General features: G+C 45.8%; 23 protein-coding genes and 2 tRNA genes. 15 read left to right on the top strand and 10 right to left on the bottom strand.

Going from position 1 to position 23,630, the window contains the following annotated elements; all coding sequences use genetic code 11:
* Positions 1–89: 89 nt before the first annotated feature.
* On the bottom strand, positions 90–356 hold the full coding sequence (locus T502_RS04070; RefSeq protein WP_042705798.1) for a hypothetical protein: 267 nt from the start codon (positions 354–356) through the stop codon (positions 90–92).
* A gap of 406 nt (positions 357–762) precedes the next feature.
* Complete coding sequence (locus T502_RS04065) at positions 763–2,535, bottom strand: hypothetical protein (RefSeq protein ID WP_042705797.1); 1,773 nt, start codon at positions 2,533–2,535, stop codon at positions 763–765.
* A gap of 478 nt (positions 2,536–3,013) precedes the next feature.
* On the opposite strand from T502_RS04065, the gene T502_RS04060 reads away from it, so the two are divergent.
* The 3 genes from T502_RS04060 (at position 3,014) to T502_RS04050 (ending at position 6,165) form a co-directional block, all read left to right on the top strand.
* Positions 3,014–3,664 carry a hypothetical protein gene (locus T502_RS04060; protein WP_042705796.1) on the top strand — a complete coding sequence of 217 codons (651 nt, stop codon included), beginning with the start codon at positions 3,014–3,016 and terminating at the stop codon, positions 3,662–3,664.
* 166 nt (positions 3,665–3,830) lie between these two features.
* Positions 3,831–4,571 (top strand): 2,5-diamino-6-(ribosylamino)-4(3H)-pyrimidinone 5'-phosphate reductase, encoded by a 741-nt coding sequence (locus T502_RS04055; RefSeq protein ID WP_052359143.1) that lies wholly within the window; start codon positions 3,831–3,833, stop codon positions 4,569–4,571.
* Between the two features lie 121 nt (positions 4,572–4,692).
* Positions 4,693–6,165, top strand: coding sequence for a cobyric acid synthase (locus tag T502_RS04050; RefSeq protein ID WP_042705795.1), 1,473 nt, complete (start codon positions 4,693–4,695; stop codon positions 6,163–6,165).
* A gap of 64 nt (positions 6,166–6,229) precedes the next feature.
* On the opposite strand, the gene T502_RS04045 is transcribed toward T502_RS04050, so the two are convergent.
* Both T502_RS04045 and T502_RS08530 read right to left on the bottom strand, forming a co-directional pair.
* Positions 6,230–6,517, bottom strand: a complete 288-nt coding sequence (locus tag T502_RS04045) for a hypothetical protein (protein ID WP_042705794.1) — start codon at positions 6,515–6,517, stop codon at positions 6,230–6,232.
* Between the two features lie 4 nt (positions 6,518–6,521).
* The gene (locus T502_RS08530; protein ID WP_052359142.1) at positions 6,522–7,007 is read right to left on the bottom strand and encodes a YkgJ family cysteine cluster protein; all 486 of its coding nucleotides are present in this window, start codon (positions 7,005–7,007) and stop codon (positions 6,522–6,524) included.
* A 96-nt stretch (positions 7,008–7,103) separates the two neighbouring features.
* On the opposite strand from T502_RS08530, the gene T502_RS04035 reads away from it, so the two are divergent.
* On the top strand, positions 7,104–8,282 hold the full coding sequence (locus T502_RS04035) for a sugar phosphate nucleotidyltransferase (RefSeq protein WP_042705793.1): 1,179 nt from the start codon (positions 7,104–7,106) through the stop codon (positions 8,280–8,282).
* A 162-nt stretch (positions 8,283–8,444) separates the two neighbouring features.
* Here the strand turns inward: T502_RS04035 and T502_RS04030 are convergent, their stop codons facing one another.
* Complete coding sequence (locus tag T502_RS04030; RefSeq protein ID WP_042705792.1) at positions 8,445–9,134, bottom strand: hypothetical protein; 690 nt, start codon at positions 9,132–9,134, stop codon at positions 8,445–8,447.
* A 403-nt stretch (positions 9,135–9,537) separates the two neighbouring features.
* Here T502_RS04030 and T502_RS04025 point away from each other — a divergent pair, with 403 nt between their 5' ends.
* The 3 genes from T502_RS04025 (at position 9,538) to T502_RS04015 (ending at position 11,652) form a co-directional block, all read left to right on the top strand.
* Complete coding sequence (locus T502_RS04025) at positions 9,538–10,359, top strand: CBS domain-containing ParB/RepB/Spo0J family partition protein (protein ID WP_052359141.1); 822 nt, start codon at positions 9,538–9,540, stop codon at positions 10,357–10,359.
* Positions 10,360–10,470: 111 nt separating this feature from the next.
* Positions 10,471–10,989 (top strand): phosphate-starvation-inducible PsiE family protein, encoded by a 519-nt coding sequence (locus tag T502_RS04020; protein ID WP_052359140.1) that lies wholly within the window; start codon positions 10,471–10,473, stop codon positions 10,987–10,989.
* Positions 10,990–11,247: 258 nt separating this feature from the next.
* Positions 11,248–11,652 (top strand): hypothetical protein, encoded by a 405-nt coding sequence (locus tag T502_RS04015; RefSeq protein ID WP_042705791.1) that lies wholly within the window; start codon positions 11,248–11,250, stop codon positions 11,650–11,652.
* Between the two features lie 82 nt (positions 11,653–11,734).
* Here T502_RS04015 and amrS read toward each other — a convergent pair whose 3' ends face one another.
* On the bottom strand, positions 11,735–12,829 hold the full coding sequence (gene amrS / locus T502_RS04010; protein ID WP_084173022.1) for an AmmeMemoRadiSam system radical SAM enzyme: 1,095 nt from the start codon (positions 12,827–12,829) through the stop codon (positions 11,735–11,737).
* A gap of 77 nt (positions 12,830–12,906) precedes the next feature.
* Between amrS and pyrH the strand changes: the two genes are divergently transcribed.
* The 3 genes from pyrH to nth all read left to right on the top strand — a co-directional run bounded on the left by pyrH (position 12,907) and on the right by nth (position 14,420).
* Positions 12,907–13,611 (top strand): UMP kinase, encoded by a 705-nt coding sequence (gene pyrH / locus T502_RS04005; RefSeq protein WP_042705790.1) that lies wholly within the window; start codon positions 12,907–12,909, stop codon positions 13,609–13,611.
* Between the two features lie 58 nt (positions 13,612–13,669).
* A tRNA-Pro gene (locus tag T502_RS04000) sits at positions 13,670–13,744 on the top strand.
* Between the two features lie 16 nt (positions 13,745–13,760).
* Positions 13,761–14,420: an endonuclease III gene (gene nth / locus T502_RS03995; protein ID WP_211248141.1), complete on the top strand. Its 660-nt coding sequence runs from the start codon at positions 13,761–13,763 to the stop codon at positions 14,418–14,420.
* Here the strand turns inward: nth and T502_RS03990 are convergent.
* Both T502_RS03990 and T502_RS03985 read right to left on the bottom strand, forming a co-directional pair.
* Positions 14,412–15,593 (bottom strand): inorganic phosphate transporter, encoded by a 1,182-nt coding sequence (locus tag T502_RS03990; RefSeq protein ID WP_042705788.1) that lies wholly within the window; start codon positions 15,591–15,593, stop codon positions 14,412–14,414. The genes nth and T502_RS03990 overlap by 9 nt on opposite strands.
* A gap of 75 nt (positions 15,594–15,668) precedes the next feature.
* On the bottom strand, positions 15,669–16,310 hold the full coding sequence (locus T502_RS03985) for a DUF47 domain-containing protein (protein WP_342665738.1): 642 nt from the start codon (positions 16,308–16,310) through the stop codon (positions 15,669–15,671).
* A 247-nt stretch (positions 16,311–16,557) separates the two neighbouring features.
* Between T502_RS03985 and T502_RS03980 the strand changes: the two genes are divergently transcribed.
* The 4 genes from T502_RS03980 to T502_RS03965 all read left to right on the top strand — a co-directional run bounded on the left by T502_RS03980 (position 16,558) and on the right by T502_RS03965 (position 19,929).
* Positions 16,558–17,115: a flavodoxin family protein gene (locus T502_RS03980; RefSeq protein ID WP_042705786.1), complete on the top strand. Its 558-nt coding sequence runs from the start codon at positions 16,558–16,560 to the stop codon at positions 17,113–17,115.
* Between the two features lie 284 nt (positions 17,116–17,399).
* Positions 17,400–18,035: a response regulator receiver protein gene (locus tag T502_RS03975; protein WP_052359139.1), complete on the top strand. Its 636-nt coding sequence runs from the start codon at positions 17,400–17,402 to the stop codon at positions 18,033–18,035.
* 169 nt (positions 18,036–18,204) lie between these two features.
* On the top strand, positions 18,205–19,200 hold the full coding sequence (locus T502_RS03970) for a metallophosphoesterase (RefSeq protein ID WP_052359138.1): 996 nt from the start codon (positions 18,205–18,207) through the stop codon (positions 19,198–19,200).
* Between the two features lie 48 nt (positions 19,201–19,248).
* Positions 19,249–19,929, top strand: coding sequence for a metal-dependent hydrolase (locus tag T502_RS03965; RefSeq protein WP_042705785.1), 681 nt, complete (start codon positions 19,249–19,251; stop codon positions 19,927–19,929).
* 62 nt (positions 19,930–19,991) lie between these two features.
* Here T502_RS03965 and T502_RS03960 read toward each other — a convergent pair whose 3' ends face one another.
* Both T502_RS03960 and T502_RS08875 read right to left on the bottom strand, forming a co-directional pair.
* Positions 19,992–21,188 (bottom strand): bifunctional 5,6,7,8-tetrahydromethanopterin hydro-lyase/3-hexulose-6-phosphate synthase, encoded by a 1,197-nt coding sequence (locus T502_RS03960; RefSeq protein WP_042705784.1) that lies wholly within the window; start codon positions 21,186–21,188, stop codon positions 19,992–19,994.
* A gap of 117 nt (positions 21,189–21,305) precedes the next feature.
* A tRNA-Trp gene (locus T502_RS08875) sits at positions 21,306–21,501 on the bottom strand.
* Between the two features lie 314 nt (positions 21,502–21,815).
* Here T502_RS08875 and T502_RS03955 point away from each other — a divergent pair.
* Entirely contained in the window at positions 21,816–23,516 is a 1,701-nt protein-coding gene (locus tag T502_RS03955; RefSeq protein WP_042705783.1) for an AMP-binding protein, read from the top strand.
* Positions 23,517–23,630 lie beyond the last annotated feature (114 nt).

Below are 23,630 nucleotides of genomic sequence, written 5' to 3'. Positions count from 1 at the left end.
CCATAGAAAAACCGGATTTTTGAGAAAATACTGCGGCGGCATTATTTCCGCGTTTAATGCCATAATTACGGACTGGACGAAGAGGGATTTCAGCGTTTTTCAACAGGCGAATACTCCCAGACATTGCCGTTTTTGACCGCCTTTACGACACCGGCTTTTGCAAGCTTATCGAGAACGCCTTTTATCGCCGATCGCGACGGATTGAGCCTGTGTTTATTGAGCTCGACAAGCGAACTAGTTACCGTGACGGGTGCTCCGAATGTCCTTATATGACGGAGGATTACATCCTGTACCTCGGGAGGAAACTCGGGATGCCGATCTGCGGGGATATCGGAGGCTTTCTTGAAGGCGTTCATTGTATTATTGTATTTATTGCATTTAGTTTAAGGTTGCGGGATGATATTGGTTTTTGCTTTGAATTTATTTGGACACTCAAAATCGGATACAACTAATCAGATTGAGATAATAAATAATTAATTAGAGAGATCGTCAATAATAAAAAAATAATACGTTGAGCTCTTCATTAAAAATATCATTTATGCTTAAAAAACGCATTCAATCTTTTTGATCAACATATTTATAGATATTTCATATAGCTTTTTTTGTTATTTCTAATTCATCATACTGTAGCTATTTCGCAGTTTACAGGCAGTTAACATATAAAATTGCAATTTATATGGCGTAAGGAGATTAAATAAAATATCAATCTATTATGTAAAAATATGCTGAATGTTTTATTAAAAACGATTATTTTAAATAACATTATTCATAACAGCATTTGCGCACATTCCTTTGTTTGAATAATCCATTTAATCCTTCAGATAGTTTTGCGAATGTGACCCAACATCTGTCGAATTTTTCTTCTATCTCATCCCATGGTTCAGCATAAGGAGCAAATATTATCAAGCGTTTCCCCCAATCAGGATACATCTTTTCATCCCATTCATTAATTAATTCTGCATAATTTTGAGGAATATCTGTAGGATATAATGTATTTTTAGATGCAATCTCTCTATATTTTACGTCATCTAATGCATATGCAGATGAAGCTGTGAACAAGACAATAATATGCCTTCTTCTTATGTTTATATCACCACCAACTTCTTCCCATTCGGAATTAATAGCTAAATGTAATGCTTCTAATGCAGACTTTGAACTAGAAACATCACTGCATTCTTTAAAATCATTCATTAATTTACCATATATCGTAAAAATACGTGTTATTGGACTAACTACATCATCTATTTTAATATTAGATATATATTTTTGATATTCCATAACTTCATTGTTTAAATCAAAAAATTTTGATTGACTAATTGCTTTATCGTTATCATGAGAAAAATCTCTAAATACAATTATTTTTGACCTAATTTGTTGAACAGTAACATTTCTACTTTTAAGTTCGTTAACAAGATCAATATGGAAAGTATTGGCAGCGCATTTAGCATATTCGATAGAGTTCCGCATACTTTGTGTAGCATCTATGCAGTAAACAAGATCCAAATTTGCTGTCTTTGACAAATCATTATTTTTTCGACTATGCTCTAATTCTTCTAATTTTCTGTAACAACGATTTATACAACCATCACTTATACAAGCATCACTTTCTTTTCGACTATGCTCTGATTCAAATACTACGGGAAGAAGAAATACACGAGCATTATTTTCATGACAGCCATCTATTCTACAACACTCAGATTTATCTAGCTTAATGTTATTCTCTTCTATTGACTTATATGGATTAGGAATCGCATTCTGACATAATTTGATTGAGTGTTTTAAATTATATTTTAGAAAAACGAATATTTCATTTAATCTATCAACGCCATAATCATCTTTTAATTTATAGGTATATGTGTTAGTTTCCCCAAAAATATTACCAAGCCGCAAATTGATTGGTAATTCTATTTTTGCACCGCATCTTCCGCAAAAGTCAATATCAGACCCATTAAGTGGATTTCCACAAAGTGGACAAAACATACTATGGGCACTATCAGCACTATCGACACAGAAAGCAAAAGGAGTCACCTGTTTATGTTTGATTGCATCTTGCAAAAAATGTTCAACTAAACCATCATGATAATCAGATTTCCAATGCATTTTACCAATTATGCATACAAGCCAAGGACTAAAGTATTCAATTTGATTTTCCTTATATGCCTGTTCAATTAGGAAAATTTCTCTCAATCCTCTTTCCACTGCTTTTGCAAGCGGATTAACTCCATATGCAATATGTGGAAGGATATGAGTGTCAAAATTCATTTCATTCGCAGGTACAAAACTTTGTATTATTTGTATATCAGGTTCATTTTCATATAGACCTCCATATAGACCTTTGTCACCAAATGTGATAATACAGATATCTGTAACAGCACCTTCTGCTTCCAGTTCTTTGCATTTCTCTATAAAATGCATAAGTGACTGATTTATTTCTTCGATAGGTTGACCAGCCATTGCTTCTGATTTATCCACTAAAATTAATATTGGTTGATGTAATCTCTGAGGATCTCTTATTCTGGTGGCAAGATTAAACATAATACTACATCCTTTATGCTGCATAACTTTTGGTACAATCGTTACTATGAAATATTTGATATTTAATAATTATCATTATAGACCTTGTTTAAAAATCCTAAAAGACATATATGAATATTATTTGAAATATCCTTTAGAATTAAGACCAAATTAACGATGTTTGAAAACTATCAAAAAGATGTGATTATATAATTATTATTGCTATTTAGAAACAGGATACAAAAATCTATATATATTAAACGACCTGTTTTTTTTGGTATCGTAAGGCATCAAATATTATGCTGAATCTATGAAATGCATAAATTTACAATATACTGTGCATGATCTCACTAAAGAATGCTTACATATTATCCAGTTTCTTATAATAAGGTAATAGTTTATTGCTGAGAAATGCAAATATAAAAAATACGATATGTTCTGATGAAGAATGCTTATATTTGTTTATGATATCACAGGTTTATTTTGATAGAGAGATAAAATGAATTATCATCCAATTAAGCAAAAAGCCACTTTGCTGTTTTTCTTATTTTTAATATCTATTATAGGAATCCTATTGCTTTTTGAGGTTGATCAGAGAATCAATACTTCAGAAACATCGCTAATTATTGCGATATGTACAATTCTTACAGCAGTTGGAGGTTTATCAAGCATATATTTTATATACAAAGAGCTAAAAGTAAGTGCAGACATTGCCAATGCTGATTTTTTATTCAAATTAAATACTGAATTTTTCAAAAATGACGATATTGTATTAATTTATAAAAAACTAGAAGATTCACTCTCTAATCTTAATGCGAATGGAAGTGAATTTCATAATAATTTTTTTGATGAAAGCGACAAAATTGCAATAGCTCATTATTTGGCTTATTTTAAACTCATATATAATTTGATTGAGAGAGATGTTAACATAATTAACATGAGTGAGATAAATGATTTATATGCATATAGATTCTTCCTCGCAGTTAATGATCCTGAAATTCAAGATATAGAATTAATGCCAAACCAACTATATTATAATGATATTTTCAAACTCTATGATCAATGGATGAAATATAGAGAGGCGCATAATCAGCCAACTATAGGTAAGAGACCTCTAAAACGAAATGATTGTGGACCAGTAATTAAGTAGGATTCAATTGAATATATATTTTTGATAATTGTATGAGAAACCACTCCAGTTTATTGTCTTAACTGAAGCAATATGACATTTTTTGAGAATGATGCCTCGATAATATAATACATTTCTATTACACATTTCCAAACATTACTAAAGTAAGCATGCACATACTAAGTGTATGCGACCATTTGTTTTTGTTAACCTTGCCATGAGTGCGGACGGAAAAATATCCACACGCGAGAGAAGGCAGGTAAAAATATCCGGAAAGAATGACTTCGACCGCGTTGACGTCATCAAAGCCGGCGCCGATGCCATCATGGTCGGAGTCGGAACCGTGCTTGCCGATAACCCGTCACTGACCGTAAAATCGCCGGAGAGAAAAGCAAAAAGGAAAGCCAACGGACGCGACGAACACCCGCTGCGCATTGTAATAGACAGCAACGCCAGAACCCCGCTTGATGCCGACATTCTCCACAAAGGCGAAGGTCCCAGAGTCATCGCCGTATCCGAAAAAGCTCCGCAGGAAAAGATAGAAGAACTCAATCAGTATGCGGATATCTTCGTCGGCGGCGAAGACAAAGTCGATATCGCGGGACTCCTCGAAGCCCTATACGAGAACGGCGTCAAACAGGTCATGGTCGAAGGCGGCGGAACGCTCATAGCCGCACTCTTCAAAGAAAACCTCGTCGACGAAATTTACACCTGCATAGGAAACATAATCATCGGCGGCGCCGACGCACCCACACCCGCCGACGGAATCGGATACATAAAAGAAGAAGACTTCCCGCGGCTCAAACTCATTGACATGGACAGAATAGACGACGGCGTTCTCCTCCGCTGGAAAGTCCTCGGCAAATGCGGTGCCGACTGCAAAGAACCGAGCTGCGACGGCTGCAACTGCAGCGGCAACTGCGGATGAACGGCATCATAAACGAACCATAAACCAACCATAAACCAATAACTCTCTTTTTCCGGCATCACCACCGCCGTGACACTATGGCAAAAGATATACTGCACTAATTAAAATTAATTTAATAACTATGTCGCTGATGATTCTGGGAACCTCCTCGCATGCGGGAAAAACAACAACGGTAACGGCAGTCTGCCGCTGTCTCTCAAACCGCGGTCTTAAAGTTGCACCCTTCAAATCCCAGAACATGAGCCTCAACTCATACATCACCCCCGACGGCAAAGAGATAGCCATATCGCAGGCGGTTCAGTCATTTGCCGCAAGAATAAGCCCCTGCGCCGACACAAACCCGATTCTCTTAAAGCCGAAAGGCAACAGCACATCTCAAATAATCCTCTTCGGCGAACCCTACAGGGACGCCAGAATTGCCGACTACTACAAAGAAACCGATTTCCTCCTCGAAAAAGCGGTCGAAGCCTACCGCCGTCTGGAAAAGGTTTACGGCAACATAGTCGTCGAAGGCGCCGGAGGTGCCGCCGAGGTAAACCTCTACAGCCGCGACATCGCCAACATACTCCTTGCGAAAAAACTTCAGATACCGATTGTGATCGTCGGCGATATCGAACGCGGCGGCATATTTGCGCAGCTTATCGGCACATGGGATCTCCTCCCCGACGACGTAAAAAAGAATGTCCGCGGATTCATAGTCAACAAATTCAGGGGCGACAGCGAACTCTTCAAAGAAGGCGTTAAAATCATCGAAGAAAAGACGGGAATAAGCGTCCTCGGCGTAATCCCGTATACCGCGACCGAACTCCCGAGCGAAGACTCGCTCTCGCTCTATGACAAACGTTCCCGCGACTTCCCCGTAAAGATTGCGGTCATGAAGATCTTCGGACTCTCCAACTTCAACGACTTCGAACTCCTTGAGAGATACGCCTGCCTAGACTACGTGACCCCCGGCACATCGCTCAAAGACTACGACTGCATAATAATCCCGGGAACAAAGAACACGGTCGAAGCCCTCCTAGAACTGAAAAAGCACGGATTTGCCGAAGAACTGAGCGCCGCACGCAGCCGGAAGATCCCGATAATAGGTATCTGCGGAGGATACCAGATGCTCTGCAAAACCATACACGACGAAGGCATCGAATCCGGCGTCAACGCCGATTACGAAGGCTTCGGGCTCTTTGATGCCGTAACGACCTTCGCCGAATACAAAAAGACGACAGTTCAGATAACGCGGAAAGTAAACAGGATCGGCGAAATCCTGAGCGGCGCCGACGAGGTCAGCGGATACGAGATTCACATGGGGCAGACCGACACGGGCAAAGAGCAGAAAGCCCTCGAAGGCGAAGGTTGCGTGAGCGCCGACGGGCTCGTCATCGGCACCTACATGCACGGACTCTTCACAAACGCAAACATATCGCAGTCCCTCCTCAAATACCTCTATTCGCGCAAAGGACTCACTTTCTCCGGAATAAAAGAAGAGGATACCGGCTACGACAAAGCCCTCGACGAACTTGCACGGCACTTCGAAGCCAATACCGACTTCGAAAAGATACTGGAATTTTTCGACACGAAAAGACTGCGGACAGACTGAGACATAAATCCTGAGAAAATTCCTGATAGATAAATCCGGAGAGCATATTTTTGACAGATAACTTCTAAGAGATAATATTCATAATACTCCTAAATCCCTCGCCCGCACGGTCGTCGCACAAAACCGCGGTGACCTTATCGAGATTGACGGGATCCGTGCTCCGACACCGCGAACAGTAGGCTCTGGCAGGCGATTTTACCCAGACGCCGTCGCACTCGAACGAGACCGAATGCACGCAGAAACGGCATTTATCAATCTCCTCGCGTTTACCTGCACAGATCACATGCCTTCCCGCAACATCGACAACCCTGTTTTTGCCGTCGCTCTTATCCGCACCGTTACTTTCGGACATATTTCTAATCGTAATCCTCGACCGTATAACCGTTATCCGAAAGCACCTTCTTCAGATTCTCCTTCCACGCCGCATAATCATCGACGGGGAAGGTCATGACGGAATTATCCCACAGACTCTTTAAAGCCCCGTCATCCGAGACCAGGGTTGTCCTGCCGCGAAGACTTCCCGCAATCGTCTCCGACTTATAGAACCTCATCGAGACGCATTTGTATTTCCTGCAAAACTCCGGGATTGTGTCGTGAACGGCACAGTAATACTTACCCTCATCATCGGCATCCATGAGAAACGGACACCAGCCCTGCTCCACCTTCATCTTATCGATATCGAAATCCCCGCGGAACGCCTTTAAAACGACGGGATAAAACGTCTCGTTTGAGATACCGTGAATCGCGGCATACTTGTCGGGACCCATGACCCCCGTCACCTTAACATACCGTCCCATGCCCATACAGCATCTGCCGCAGACCGTGCACTCGAATTCTGCCATGATTAAGTATCAATCCCGTGATATGATAATATTTTTGCGGGAATGACGGAGAACAATCAACTGTATTATTAGGAATAACAGCCAAAAATCAATTACATGAAAGTATGCATAATGTGCGGCGGAGAAGGCACAAGACTTCGTCCCCTGACATTTGAACGACCCAAACCCTGTATTCCGATAGTAAACCTGCCCTCGATACAGCATCTGGTCTCGCACCTCTCAAATCTCGGATTCAACGACATAATAGTCACAATCGGATACAAAGGCGAGGAGATACAGAACGCACTCGGCGACGGCTCGCTCTTCGGAGTTAACATTACCTATGTCCGCGAAGAGGTAAAGTTGGGCACCGCGGGCAGCGTCAAGAACGCCGAGGAATACCTCAAAGACTCTCCCTTCCTCGTAGTCGGCGGCGACCACGTAACCGATATCGATCTGCTCTCATTCTACAGGGAGCACATAAAAGGCGAGAGTATGCTCTCAATCGGTCTCATCAGCATAGACGAGCCCTGCGAATACGGTATCGCCGAGATAGACGTCAACTACCACATAAAGCGTTTCAGAGAGAAGCCCTCGCCCGGCGAAATATTCTCTAATCTGGCAAGCACGGGAATTTATGTCTGTAACCCCGAGATCTTCGACTACATTCCGAAGGACAAAAAGTTCGACTTCGCAAAAGACCTGTTTCCGCTGCTGATGAAGAAGGGCGCAATCATGAAAGGCTGGCTGGCACGCGGCAACTGGTCGGATGTCGGAAGTCCGCAGTCCCTTCGCGAGGCTGAGCACTGGAAACTTCAGGATATGCGTTATACCGACCTTCGCGGCAATGTCACGGTCAAGGGCGCACATGTAATCGGACCCGTGCAGCTCGGCGATGCCGTCACAATCGGCGAAAACTCAAGGATAATAGGACCCGTCTCAATCGGCAAAGGCACAAAGATCGGCGAGAACGTCCTTATCGGTCCGTATACAAGCATAGGCGAGCACTGCCGGATATCGCACGACTGCAAGGTCTTCTCCTCATCCATCTACAACCATGTCGATATCGGCGGTCAGAGCACAATCTCGGGAAGCATCATCGACAACGACGCTAAAATCGGTCTGCTCTGCAGTATAGAGAACGACACCGTAATCGGTCCCAGAAGCGTGCTTAAGAACCGCACCGTTGTCCACTCTGGAACGAGAATCTGGCCCGAAGTGGTAATCGAAGAAGGACAGGTCGTAAAGGAATACGTCCTCAATGACGCCTTCGAGACCTCGCATTCGGGATCTTAACCGTATATACTCATATCTAATCGGATCTTAACCTAAAAATCAATCAATTACAAAAATTACATTTATACTATTTTATTCCGGATTACGGAGAATTTGGCATTTGCCTGAATTGTCTGAATGCTTAAAAAAAGGATAAAATGATTAATCAAAGATTAATCGGGATTATTGTATCTGTGATACTTGAATCTGTGCGTAATCGTATCCGTATTTCATGGTCAGCATATCATCGGTCTTGCCGATAATAACCGCCGGTCTGCGAAGCGAGGCAGTGGAATTGTCGACACCGGTTGTAGTTGTGGTGTTATATGTGATTGTCAGAGGCACAATCTGTCCGACCTGTGCGTTTGAGAAGTTGCCGCCGATCATGCTGTATACTATTGACGACATGTTGTAGAGCATATTATTTGAGAAATCGAAATTGACTCTTGCAACATCGTTTACGTGCATACCGACCGTCTTTGCGCTGATGGCATTAAGTTCCACATCATAAAGTGCAAACTGAACGACGCCGTCTCCTGCGACATACGCACTTACCGGAGTAATCTGATCGGTCTGAATCGAGCCTGCACGCATGACATACCTGTTTGTAAGTCCCGTGTCAGGATATCCCTGCTTATACATATTCTCGACTACGTTTGAAGATGTGGTAAGAATCGGTAACCCTTCCGTATAATATATCGTATAATCGATTGCTACATAGTTTCCTGCTTCTGCGGTCTTGAATATTGAAAAAAACGAGAACGTGAGCGAAAATCCCAATACACAAGAGAGAAGGATGAATATTATGAATACCCGCGCCAGCGTCTTACTCCTGGCATCCTTATCTTTTTTAGTATTACCCTGTTTTGTCATCCGTATATATTTTTGCGTTTTATGAGATAAATAAATGTATATCTCACCCTAATGATATCCGCACAACAACGAAAGACAACATAATTTATATGACGCGGATAATGCCGCAAAATCTTTAAAAAAACTCGTATATCAAGTATTTGCGACGGACACGAACGTTAGCCGAAACGCGGCTTTACACACTTTTTTCACATACGGCGCACCGTCACCGTAGTCACGCAGTAGTCACCGCCGTTTGAGTATCGGTCATCACACAGTCACCACACAGTCATAACGGCATCAGCCGACAGCAGACAGCATCAATCGCCGTTGACGTCAACGTCGGTCCGCCGCATGAAAAATCTCGGATTAATTACGTCAAAAACCGTAGTTCTATATTTAATGAGAGCAACAACTTAGAATAATGGATAAGAAACGAGTCTGCAATTACATGACCCACGATGTAATTACAATTGACGTAAAAGGAACCGCAAAAGATGTAATTGAGGCAATCCGCAACTCAAACCACGACGGTTTTCCCGTAGTCGACGGCACAAGGGTAGTCGGCTATATTGCGGCACGCGACCTTCTCTTTGTATATCCTTCAACGCCGGTTGACAAGGTCATGAACAGGCATCTTATAGTCGCCGCACCCGACATGAGCATAAACGACGCGGCAAGAGTCATATTCCGTTCCGGCATTCAGAAACTTCCCGTCGTCGACAAAGAAGGAAACATCCTCGGCATTATCTCGAACGCGGATGTAATCCGTTCCCAGATTGAGCATGTTTCGCCAGAAAAGGTCTTCAAATTCATCGATACACTCAAGATGCTCCACGATGTCGACCCGAAGGTAAAGCGTGACATCGTCCCCGTCGACGAGCTTCAGCCGACGCAGTCCAAGATCTACGAGGACGAACTCGAAGGAAGAATCTACGAGATACAGAAAGGGCTTGCCGAACCTATAATAGTAGTCAGAAAACCCGGCAAGTATATCGTGGTCGACGGTCACCACAGGGCGGTTGCGGCGATGCGGCTTGGAATAAAGGAGCTTGACGCCTACGTAATCGATATCGACGAAGACATCGAACTCGGTCTGGAAAAGACGGCTCAGCAGATGAACCTCAGGAAACTCGAGGACATAAAAGTCCTGGATTATGCACGCCATCCGCTTGTAGAGGTAACCCACCGTCTCCTGCGACAGAATCTCGACTCCATGGATAAAAACGAGGATAATGACGACTGAAAAGATATGTCAAAACGGAAAGGTTAAAGTAATTAAAGAAAAAGTTAAAATTACATATAACAAAAAGCCAGATAACAAAATAATGACTCTGCATTAAATAACGGTGATTTGATGGAATTAAAAGAAGAGAAAGTTATGGTGAAGGAAGTAAAGAAGGCACAAAACATCCTTCTTAAAGTAATCGTAAATATTCAACTTGCAGTTTATCTCCTTCTGATGCTGCTGCTTACATGTCTCGTCCTCTTGATGGTATATGAGTATACTTTGTACATTTACCAACTGTTCACCACAACCCCGAAAGAAGGACTTGGGTTCGATCATATACTCGCTGCAATCAGTTCCTTCCTCATAATTCTCATAGGTCTGGAACTTATGGACACAATCAAGTCTTTCATTGTTACACATAAAGTAAATGTAAACATATTCATTACACTTGCATTGATTGCCGTGTGCAGAAAGCTGATCGTTATTGATCTCGTCGAAGCCGATGACATGGACCTGATCGGTCTCGGCGTCATTATAATTGCTCTGGCCGGTGGCTATTACCTGTTCAGAAAAACCGATCTCGCTACGGCGAAAGATAAGAATAAAGATAAAGATAAACTGCCGCCGCAGGAAAGCACCGAATAAATCAATCGAAAATAAATCACTATTGAAAATAAATAAATCGGAAATCAAACCGCAAATCAAAAATCAAACAGAAAATCAAAAATCAAATAAAATTCCGGCATAACCGCCGGCAACACCTTTTTCTACCGATATTTTTAACGACGATATATCACCATGACGACAACCGTAATGACAATCATAACGACAATTATACATACCCCCTTGCAAATCCAAACAAAAAAATATTTTGCCTCACCGATTCAAGTGAAAATAGATACTATGAATATCAAGATATCATTGATTCTGTTAATCGCGGCTGCGCTTTCCGCCGCCCTTGTCTGCGGCTGTACAACCTCGCAGCCCGCGTCACCCGAACAGTCGGGAGATATTGTAAATGTGCTCGAAGTCACGGCATCCGACCCCGTATGGCACACAAACCCCGACGGATCCTGCTATTACGTATCACAGATTGACGTTCTGAATGTCGGAGAGAACGCTGCCAAAAACGTAATGATCAGATGTCATTTAAAGGATGATACTGGCAACATTGTCAACACAAACAGCCAGTATTATGAGGTCATCGATGCCGGCGACCACAAAGGATTCACGGTCACCATCGACGGCGACTGCGGCGGTAAAGGCAAATTCACGATAGTTGCTGTCGCAACCCAGGAAAAACAGTAAATTAAACAGTAAAAAATTAAAATAAATCATTAAAGTAATTATTTAAACAAATCATTCAAACAAACTTTTTTCATCGATTTTCTCAGCGGACTATTGGAATAACCTCTCCGCAATTGACGCATTTATCTACGCTGCCGTCCTTAACAAGCCCGACCCCGCTCTGACGGTAACCGTCGCGTTTTATGAGCAGTGTGCCGCATTCAGGGCAGAAGGTGTCGGAACCGGCATGTCCCGCGACATTGCCGAGATAGGGGTATCTCAGACCCGCATCCTTTGCAATCGAATATGCCTTCTCCAGAGTCCCCGGAGGCGTTGCGGGCAGACTCGTCAGCTCGTAATCGGGATGAAACCTCGTGAAGTGAATCGGCGTATTCTCTCCGATATTGGTGCATACCCATTCGCAAAGCCCCCGAATCTCCGATTCGGAATCGTTGAGCGTCGGAATTATCAGATTCACGACCTCGATATGCATCCCGCAGTCCTTTGCCGCCGCCGTCGAATCCAGAACGGGCCGGAGCCTGCCGCCGCAGATCTTCCTGTAAAACCCGTCGTCGAATGCCTTGATATCGACTCTGAACGCATCGATTATACCTTTAAGGTCGAAGACGGCATCCTCCGTAAGATACCCGTTCGTGACATATATTGTCTTTAAACCCTCCCCGTGCGCCAAAGTTCCGATATCGACCGCAAACTCGTGCCAGAGTGCCGGCTCGTTATAGGTAAAGGCAATACTCCCGCAACGGCGTTCGACCGCGTTAAAGACGGCTTTCTGCGGACTCAGACCGTGGAGCGAATCCGCGGCAGTGCACTGCGATATCTCCCAGTTCTGACAGTGCCGGCACCTGAAATTACACCCGACGCCTCCGAGAGAGTAGACCTTGGTCCCCGGCATAAAATGATACAGCGGCTTTTTCTCTATGGGGTCAACGGCTTCCACCGCAACCCTGCCGTAATTTTCGGCATAGAGGACGCCGTCTTTGTTGTAACGCAGCCCGCATATGCCGTATCCGCCGCTTTTAATCACGCAGCCGTGACTGCATAACCTGCAGACAACGCTGCCGCTGCTTTTGCTGTAGCTGTCACTGCCGCAGGAATCGTCCGCTGACCCTTCGGCACCGGCGCAATCCCCTCGCTTCTCATACTCCTCATGCCTCTCGTAAAGCCTTGCCTCGTGCATACGTCTCTTATCTCTGATCTGTCGTCATACCGAATATAAGTATACTAATAAGGGATAATGATCAAATTTAAATAAGCATGAAAAAGATTGTTCTGTCGCTCGGCGGCTCTATTCTGGTTCCGTCCCTGGAATCCAACAGAATCGCTCAATATAGGGATATACTCAGAGAAATATCCGCAAAATACCGGATATATGTCGTTGTCGGCGGCGGCGGAGAGGCACGAAGATACATAAATGCTGCGCGCTCGATGGATATCGACGAAGCGACCTCCGATGAACTCGGAATCCTGATAACCCGAATCAACGCCTCGCTTCTCATGTGGGCACTGGGCGAAGACGCTTACCCCGATATCGCGGAGAGCTACACGGACGCAATAAAGTTCGGCAACTCGGGAAAGATCGTCGTCATGGGCGGCATCACACCGGGACAGACCACGGACGCCGTCGCCGCCGTTCTCGCGGAGAGGCTGAATGCGGACCTGCTCTTAAACATCACGGCAATCGACGGCATATACTCCGAAGACCCCAAGAAGAATCCCGCAGCGACGAAATTCTCACACCTTACCCCCGACGGACTCATCGACATCGTCTCCGGCGGCAGAATGGGTGCGGGTGCCAACAACATCATAGACCTAGTCGCCGCCAAGATGATCCAGAGAAGTTCGCTTTCCATGATAGTCATCGACGGCACAAAGCCCGAAAATATTCCGGATGCCCTTATTCGCGGTAAATTTGACGGAACGGTCGTCAGCGACGATAAAAAACAGCTTCTGCCGCTCTGAGAATCTCTCGGATCGACATATTTTTTAAGCGCACGGTAGAATACATAATGTCACAAACGGGGTAGTAGGGTAGCCTGGTCCATCCTAGAGCGTTTGGGACGCTTTGACGGCGGTTCAAATCCGCCCTACCCCATTCTTTTATGAAACAGATGAATCGGATCAGCCGCAAAACATTAACCGAAATTCTCACAATTCTCAAAGATTCTTATCTGAAACCCGATACAAAGCTCAATTTTCTCGACTTTGACAACCCTTTCCAGATACTTGTAATGACCGTTTTGTCTGCACAGACAACGGACAACAACGTCAACAAAGTCAAACCGCAACTCTTCTCCAGATATCCCGACTGCAAGGCTCTTGCGACTGCCGATCAGGAGGACGTCGAGGAGATAATCAGGAGCACGGGATTCTATCACGCAAAAGCAAAGAACATAATCGCGGCTTCGAAGATGCTCCGCGACGATTTTAACTCCGAGGTTCCGGGAACCATAGAAGAACTGACAAAACTCCCGGGCGTGGGACGAAAAACGGCAAACATCGTCCTCTCACACGCCTATAACATCAACGAAGGCATTGCGGTCGACACTCACGTAAAACGCCTTGCCGGAAGACTAGGAATGACGAAGAGCAGCGATCCCGTCATAATCGAACGCGATCTCATGGAGCTCGTCCCTAAAGAAGAGTGGGGACTCATAAACTTCCTCTTAATCTCGCACGGCAGAAACGTCTGCGATGCCAGAAAACCCCTCTGCGACGAATGTAAGCTCAAAGGACTCTGCAGAGAATACAAAACCGGGAAATTACAGTAAAATCGACGAATACACGAAATAAACAAGCCCAGCGACAACGGCGGCGCAGGGAATGGTAAGGAACCACGCCGCAACAATCTCGCGCACGTTTGTCCACTGAACCGCGGACGTATAGCCCCTTGTCAGCCCCGCACCCATGATAGCGCCGCTGATTGCATGAGTCGTCGAGACGGGAACACCCAGAGCCGTCATGAACGAGAGCACAATACTTCCGGACGCCGCCGCGGAAACGCCCTGATACGGTCTGATTCTTGTTATTTTATTTGCCATCTTATCGATGACCTTCTGACCGCCGAGGAAAGTTCCGAGCGAAATCGCAAAACAGGACGCGAGAATAACCCACAGCGGCACGTTAAAAGAAGAGATCATGCCCGCCGCAAGGAGCATGGCGGTGATAATACCCATGGCATTCTGCGCATCGTTCGCTCCGTGACCGATCGCCTGAAATGCGCAGGTAAAGACCTGAAGCGTTCTGAACCTTTTATCCAGCATCTGCGGGTTTTTCCTGCGGCAGATCTTCATGATAATGATTCCGAAGAGGAAGGCGGATATCATACCCAGCATCGGAGAAACGACAATGAAGATTATTACCGCAAAAAGACCGGATATCTTGATGGCGCCCGTGATAATCAGAATCGGCACCGTGAACGCAATGCCTGCAAGAAAAGAGATGGGTATGTATTTTGTTCCGTCCTCGTTATGCATTCTCGCAACAAGAATAATTATTCCCGCGGTCACAAAGCCGCCCATGATAACCGAGACAATGAGGACGATAACCGACTGCATATCGGGAAAGATTATCGCACCCAGACCGCCGACGGCAAAACCGGCGCCCACAAGACCGCCGACAAGAGCATGACTGCTGGAGACGGGGATTCCGAAATGCGATGCCAGATAAACCCAGAGAACCGCGCCCACCATCGCGGAGAAAATAAGGTGAATGCTCAGAAACGACGAACTGACAATACTCTCTCCGATAGTCTCGGCAATCGCCGTCGTGAAAAGAAGCGGACCGATAAGACAGCATACCGACGCAAGCGCTATAGCCTTTATCGGCGAGAGTGCTCTCGTTGCAATAACCGCGGCAATGGAATTGGCGGCATCATTGAGACCGTTGACAAAGTTGAACATTAGGGCAAGGAAGATGCCGAGCCCGATTATGACCATATCCATTTTTGAGTCTCTTCCGGTGGTTTATGAGTTTACGGGTTTACGGGTTTATGAGTTATGAATTTACTAGTTTATGATTTACGAGTGCTTTATGGCGATATCTCCGAGAATATTCGCAACATCTTCGCATCTGTCGGTGGTTGCCTCAAGAGTTTCATAGACATCCTTCATCTTGACAATCTTTATGGCATCGGTGGTCTTGAAGAGCTCCTGAAGAGAGACGGCAAGAACGTCGTCGGCAAGATTTTCCAGACGGTTTATCTCTATACAGCATTCGTCTACGATTGCCGGCTGATTCATTGTCCTTGTCGCACTAATGGCCTTCTCTATCTGCTCGGTCTGCTGAATTATGATCTTTGCGGACTCGAGCATGTAAGTATCGGTAACGCCGATATCGTAAAAGAACATCTTTCGGGATGCATCGTCGATTGCGTCCAAAACATCATCCATACTGGCTGCAAGCCGCGATATTTCGTCCGGCTCTATGGGAGTCACAAAACTCTTGTTCAAAAGCTGGTATATCTCGTGAGATACCACATCACCCTCATGCTCATAAGACTTCATGAGATGACACATGTTTTTGACGTCATCAAAGTGCTCAATCATTGAACAGAGATGAAGGGCGGCTTTATGTGTTATTGCCGCGTGTTTTTCGAACAGATCAAAAAAAACATTATCCTGTGGAATTAGCCAGTCGCGGAAACTCAATTCGGATTGCACCTCGATCTATTAAATAAAAATATGTACTGAAACTACAAAAAGTTTCGTTATTTGTTGAAATTTTTAAAAAAATACTTATTTTAGCGTTTTAGTTTTATATACATCAATGTTCACAAATGATATTTGCCGTAATAAAAAGGGCTACAATATTTCGACAGAAACTTCGACAAAAAATAACATATCAATAATAAATAATTGACAAAAAGTAACGAAAAAATATAATTATACCGTTGCCGCATTAATCATCATGAAAGTATTAGGTATTTCATTCAGCCCGAGAAACGGGAACAGTCAGGCTCTTGTGGAGCACGTCCTGAAAGGCGCAAAGGATGCGGGCGCGGAGACCGAACTCGTGAGATTCTGTGACTTACAGGTCAAAAACTGTAAGGGATGCGGATTCTGCAAGGCGCCGGGGAACGACACATGTTCCATAAAAGACGATATGCAGGACCTCTATAAGAAGATCGATTCCGCGGACGCAATCGTCCTCGGCGCACCCGTATACTTCGGGCGCATGAACGCCCCGGCATATACCTTCATCGACAGACTTTATGCCATGCTTAATCCCGACTTCTCGCTGCGTATCTCCGGCGGCAAAAAACTTGCCGTTGCCGTGACCTGCGGAGGCGGACCCGTCGAGGATATGGAAAAGATCAACGGTTATCTGACGACAATTGGCGGATTCTTCGGCTGGACGGGTAAAGGTCTTGTCTGCGAGGGAAATCTCATGGAGAAGGATGCCGTCCTGAAATGCGCCGACAAATTAAAGGAAGCCGAGAAACTCGGCAAGACACTTACAGAATAAATCTTTTTTTTCGTTTTTCGTTTTTTCAGTATTCACAATGCAGGACATGTCCTAAATGTAAGACAATGCCGCAAGTGTAAGACCATGTCTGACAAAAGCAAAGTTTTGATTATAAGACTCATAAATATAAATAACTTTGTATATGATTTGACAAAGATCCGCGGAAATCCGGGAACATCATCATTTTTTCTGTGAATTATCGGAAAAATGCGGCTTTCAAAGAACAAAAATAGGAAAGTATATATGCATTTACGTATTATTAAAGGCAAATCGGAGTGAATATCATGGCAGCAGTTAGGAAGAAAAAGAAGACAAATTCTTCTGATCGCAAGAAGGAACTGTTAAACCTCTTTAGTGATATTTCAGGCAAAACAGAGATTGTGGAACCGATGAAGAAGATTCACGGAACCCTGCGCGATAAGGATGCCATAGAGCGCAAGGTATCCTTAATTATGCGTGAGATTCTTGATCAGGGACACTTCAAGACCAAGTTAAAGCCGCGCGATCTCGCAGCCCTCGTCTGCGGATACTACGACGGCAAGAACGACACCGAGATTGCACGCGAACTCGGCGACGAAAAACTCTCAAAGACCGTGGCAAGAGCAAGAGTGCGCTTAAAGCTCTTCCGCGATCTCGACTTCAAGATGCCTTTCGAGAGGGGAACAATGGAAGGTCTTCTTGAATCCGGAAAGACAATGAAAGAGGTCAGCGAAGAACTCGGAATAAGCCCGTCGACACTTCGCGAATACCGTCACGTAATCGAGCAGGAAGAGGACGAGACACTCAACCCGTATCTCGAGCGCATCAAGGACGTCATGGAAGACCGCGATCTGACCGAGTCCATGACAGGAACTCTTGCAAACGACGGTCTCTCGGAGGCAATCGACACCACCGAAGCCGAACTGGCGGATCTTACATAATTTCCGCTTTTTTCTCTCTTTTTTTGCAGCTTTTTTGTATATATTTTGTATCTTTTTTGTATCTTTTTTGTATCTTTTTTGTATCTTTTTGTATCCGTACTCAAAACATCCGACTGTTCGGACAACCTATCAGCAGATTTAATTTTGCGGCTGTCGATTATCATAAATCATGTCGGACGGCGAGGGTATTGACAGACCTTTTTTCAGGGACAAAACCGCGATTGCGGTCTTAATCCTGGCAATCGTCGCAATTCTTCTCATATGCATGGCGGACGAGGCGATGCGCCCCGCGGTAACCTCAATCTATATGAGCGGAGCCCCAAACGACATCGTATACTTCTCCGACCCGCACTTAAAGGACTATAATCTCGATTATATCAATGACTCCATAGAATACATCAACAGCCTTAACCCCTCGGTAATCCTCATCGGCGGCGACTTCGTATCGACATACTATGAAGACCTCTCGCTTCAGAAGGTCTGGCAAAACCTGAAAGCGCCGCATATATACACAATCTTCGGCAACCACGACTATCAGGCAGGTTCGGGAGGGCTTGCCGGTCCGAATAAGATGTATCGGATTGCCGCGCTTGCGAATACCTCGGTCGACGGCTACGATATAAGCATGATACGGGACGATATCACAAACCACACCCTTGCCGCGGAACTCAAGACCGTCCTCGAGGATGCGGGTATTACCGTTCTGAGGAACGAAAAAGCCGAGATTGACGCTGGCGGCATTCGCATGAGAATCGTAGGTCTGGACGACGGCTGGGCGGGACTCTCCGACCCGCATGCCGTAAACATCACCCCCGACAGCGCCGACTGCTTTACCGTATACATGGTTCACGAATTCGAGTGCGCCGCCGACTGGGACGCAGACATTGTCCTCTCGGGGCACACGCACGGCGGTCAGTTCGCCGTGCCTCTGTTATACATCCTCAATGCCGCCAAAATACTTCAGATAAGCGGCTTTGTAGAAGACGGCAGTGACGGAAAGACGCCGCATTACATCACGCGTGGTCTCGGAGGCGCGGGTGCGGCGGGAATAGAGATGAGATACCATGCCAGACCCGAGATCGTCGTGATAAATCCCTCAAAAGAGATTAAAGGAAGCAGTCTGATCTTCTTCGACGAAAATATAAGCTATCTGCGGCACATATAGCCGCGGCATGCAAAACGTATATCACTTATTCTTTGTAAAGTATTCAACATGAAGATCAAATGGCTCGGACATGCCTGCTTTCTGCTCGACGGCTCGAAGAAGATACTGATAGACCCGTATATGCCCTTCGGCAACTTCGGCTGCGCGGATAAGGCGGATTTGGTCGCGGTGACACATGCGCATTCCGATCACCTCGGCGAGACGATAAAACTGAGGAAGACAACAATCTGTCATAACGAACTCTCAAATTACCTGCGCAGGAAAGGGGTGGATACAATTCCCATGAACCTCGGCGGATCCATCGAGACCGAAGGTGTCAGATTCACCATGGTGCCCGCACTTCACTCCTCGTCCATAGAGGATGACGAAGCAATCGAACTGGAGATGCCGCCGATGTACGGCGGAACCGCGGCGGGATTTGTAATAAAGATGGACGGCGTCAGCGTGTATCATGCAGGCGATACGGGTCTGTTTTCGGATATGAAACTCATACACGACCTGTATCATCCCGACGTCGCAATCCTCCCAATCGGCGACAAATACACCATGGGACCATCGGAAGCCATGGTTGCGGCGGAGTTCGTCGGCGCCCCTCTGGTAATACCCATGCATTACAACACCTTCCCCGTCCTGAATCAGGATGCCGCGGCTTTCAAAGCGGCAATCGAGAGGGTAACCGACATGAAGGTTGCCGTCATGAACCCCGGCGAAGAGATTACGGTAGACTAATCTGCCGAAAAAATAGTATATTTTTTAGATTCCGGTTTTTGTTTCGGATTGTGCTTTTTTATTCAGAAATCGGTCATTACTCTGAACTGATCGATCTCTTCCTTGTTCATCTCGTCAAGGAACTGCTCTGCCGCATTCTGGATGTTCTTGCTTGCGGTGATTGCGCGTCCGACAACAATGATGTCTGCGCCCGACTCGAGAGCGGTCTTGACGACATTCTGCCTGATACCGCCTGCGGTCGCAACAATGAGCTTTCCGCCCGCTGCCTTCTTGATATCCTTAATCTTACCCCAGTTCGGCTTTGAACCCTCGGTATCGATTGCACGGTGCATCTCGACGATTCCGGGTGCCGCACCGCGTTTTGCAAGCTCTGCGACGAGCTTAACGGGGTCGCTGACATTGAGCATATCGATGACCGCATAGATACCCGTCTTTCTGGCTTCAAGGATAAACTTCTCGATGGTCTCAATCGGCGCAAGACCCGATACGACAACCGCGTCCGCAGAGGCGTTTGCCGCCATTCTTGCCTCGAGGTTTCCGGTATCGAGTGTCTTTAAGTCCGCGATAATGAACGAATCGGGTCTGATCTCTCTTATCTTGCTCAGAACGGAAAGTCCGAACTGCTTGATGAGCGGAGTTCCCGCTTCGATGAGGACGTGGTCGCTCTTCGGAACCGCCTTTAAGACTCTCTCGACCGTTCCCATGTCAACGAGATCCAGTGCAACCTGCAGGTACGGGGGATCCCAGAGCTTTGCGACCTTGAATCCCATGACTGCGTGACTTGCGCGGTCTTTCTCCTTTATGAGCGTCGCTTTGTCGGGGAACTTGTCGAACGCACGCTGAATTGCGAGTTTTGTCGAACCGTAATTGTAGCGGTAGATGCGGTTGTAGTCCTTCGCGTCGGGGTGCAGGAATGCGCTGACCAGAAGAACCATATCCTCGGGGTCGCATTCGCGTTTGTCGAAAACGCCTTCTTCGTATGAATCCGCGACTGCCTTTGCAACCGCAGCCTGAACGGCGCCGAACATCGCATTAACCTGAGCCTCATGCTTGAGTGTGACTTTCGGTATAATGAGTGTTGCCGGCTTTGTAAGAAGATTCGGTCTTACAACCGCAAGAAGCGGGGTGTGTCCTGCAGAAAGCTGTGATGCCGCATTTGCAAATGCCATTCCAACGGGACCCATTTTGTCGCCGATAATGAGGTCTATGTGCGCAAGCTCTGCGCCTTCGCCTTCGAGTGCTTCACCAATTAAATACATATCAGGTATCCTACCTGCTTATATATGTGTCGTGGAAGTAAAAAAGCATAATCATAAGTCCATAACAATCGGGATGCCGGAGATGCTTTACGCTCCCCGCGATTACTTTGTGAAAAGTGGGGTTGGTGAGATTTGAACTCACGATCGACGGGTCTCTCCGAACATGCGTTTTATCACGCTTTATCATCAATATGCAGTCATCTGCATCAGCGCTCCAACGGATCATCACAGGATTTCTCCTCAGCAGACCCATTGTTCATCATACGCAAAGACCGTTGGAGCCCGTCGCCATGCCGGACTAGGCCACAACCCCTGACTTAAGAAGTCTTAGTTATATTTGAGAATCATAAATTTAACAATTACTATTTGTCTCATGTCAACTCATGTCAGACCTCTTCCAAACGGCACGGGAAAAGACTCTGAGAAACGGCGCCGATAACCTGCGTTGAAAACAGGCATTGATGACCTGAGTTGAGAAACGGCATTGATAACCGCATTGCGTCACGGCGCTCAACGGATTGAAGCAGGCAACCGCTTCCTTAATCCGCGAAAGTTCTGTGATTCCTGCGGTAAATTCACAGTGTTATCCATTACGTATATTATCCGAAACGACAAAAATGTAGGAATATGGCTATGATGAGCTACGCAAGCGGATTATCGGACGTACCTCTGATAGGAGAGACTATCGGAGAGATGCTTGAAAGAATCGCCCGAGAATATCCCGATAACGAAGCTCTGGTCTCGATAGATCAGGGCATAAGGTGGAAGTACAGTGAATTCCTCGAAAAAGTCGATGAACTCGCACTTGCCCTTATGTCGCTTGACGTCAAAAAGGGAGACCGTGTAGCCATTTGGGCAATGAACTATGCACAATGGGTCCTCGTTCAGTTTGCGACCGCGAAATGCGGCGCAATCATGGTCAATATCAATCCGGCATACCGTTCCTTCGAACTTGAATATGCACTGCGCCAGTCCGAGATTCATACCCTGATTCTTCAGGGACGCTTCAAGGACTCCGACTATGTCGGAATGTTCTATGAGGCATGTCCGGACGCGATAGAGGCACAGCCCGGAAGGATATCCTCCGAGAAGTTCCCGTTCCTGAGAAACGTCGTTTTCATGGGCGATATCTCGTATAACGGCATGTACACGTGGGATGAGTTCATTGCGAAGGGTCATTCCCTCGATAAGGAAGAGTTGAAAGAGCGCGAGAAGATGCTCTCCTTCGACGACCCCGTGAATATTCAGTATACCTCCGGAACCACGGGATATCCGAAGGGCGTTGTGCTGACGCATCACAGCGTGCTTAACAACGGTTACACAATCGGCTCCGGCATGGGCTTTACCTCAAAGGACAGGTTATGTATCCCCGTTCCGTTCTACCACTGCTTCGGAATGGTCTTATCCAATATGGCATGCGTCACGCACGGTTCGACCATGATTATACCGTCGCCGGCGTTCAATGCCGAAGCCGTCTTAAAGACGATAAACGACGAGAAGTGTACGGCAGTTCACGGCGTTCCGACGATGTTCATCGCCGAGCTTAAGCACCCCAACTTCCACAAATACAAGTACGATACGCTCAGAACCGGCATCATGGCAGGTTCTCCGTGCCCCATCGAGTACATGAAGGAGGTAAACGAGAAGATGCACATGAAGGATATCGTCATCGTTTACGGTCAGACCGAGACGTCGCCGGGGGTCACAATGACCACAACGAACGATACCCTTGAGAGAAGGGTGACGACGGTCGGCAGGACATTCCCGCATGTCGAGTTGAAGATTATCGATCCGAACACGCAGAGAATCGTCGAACGCGGCGAAACGGGAGAGATCTGCGCACGCGGTTATGTCGTAATGAAATGTTACTACAATAACCCGAGCGCAACCCGCCAGACCATAGACGCGAACGGCTGGAACCATACCGGCGACCTTGGCATAATGGATGAGGAAGGTTACGTCAAGATCGTCGGCAGACTGAAAGAGATGGTCATCCGCGGCGGAGAAAATATCTACCCGCGTGAGATCGAGGAGTTCTTCCACACCAACAGAAAGATCGAGGATGCTTACGTCATAGGCGTTCCCGACGAGAAATACGGTGAAGAACTCATGGTCTGGGTAAAGCTTCGCGATAAGGAGACCATGACCGAGGAAGAGCTGAGAGAGTTCTGCAGCGGCAAAATCGCACGGTACAAGATTCCGAGATACATCAAGTTCGTCGACTCCTTCCCCATGACGGTCGCGGGTAAGATCAGAAAGGGCGAGATGAGAGAGATCTCTATTGCCGAACTCGGCCTGGAAAAGGCGGCAAAGATTGAGACGGCATAAAACAGCCTTTTTTTATTTTTTCCGTCTTTTTTCAGTATCCTGCAGTTTTGAATTTTGTACATGCCGAAAACTATTCCGCATACAGAAAATTTTCACATACAAATAAATCTATTG

This window comes from Methanomicrobium mobile BP (assembly GCF_000711215.1).
Taxonomy (GTDB): Archaea; Halobacteriota; Methanomicrobia; order Methanomicrobiales; family Methanomicrobiaceae; genus Methanomicrobium; species Methanomicrobium mobile.
This window is presented reverse-complemented; position numbering and strand designations above follow the sequence as displayed.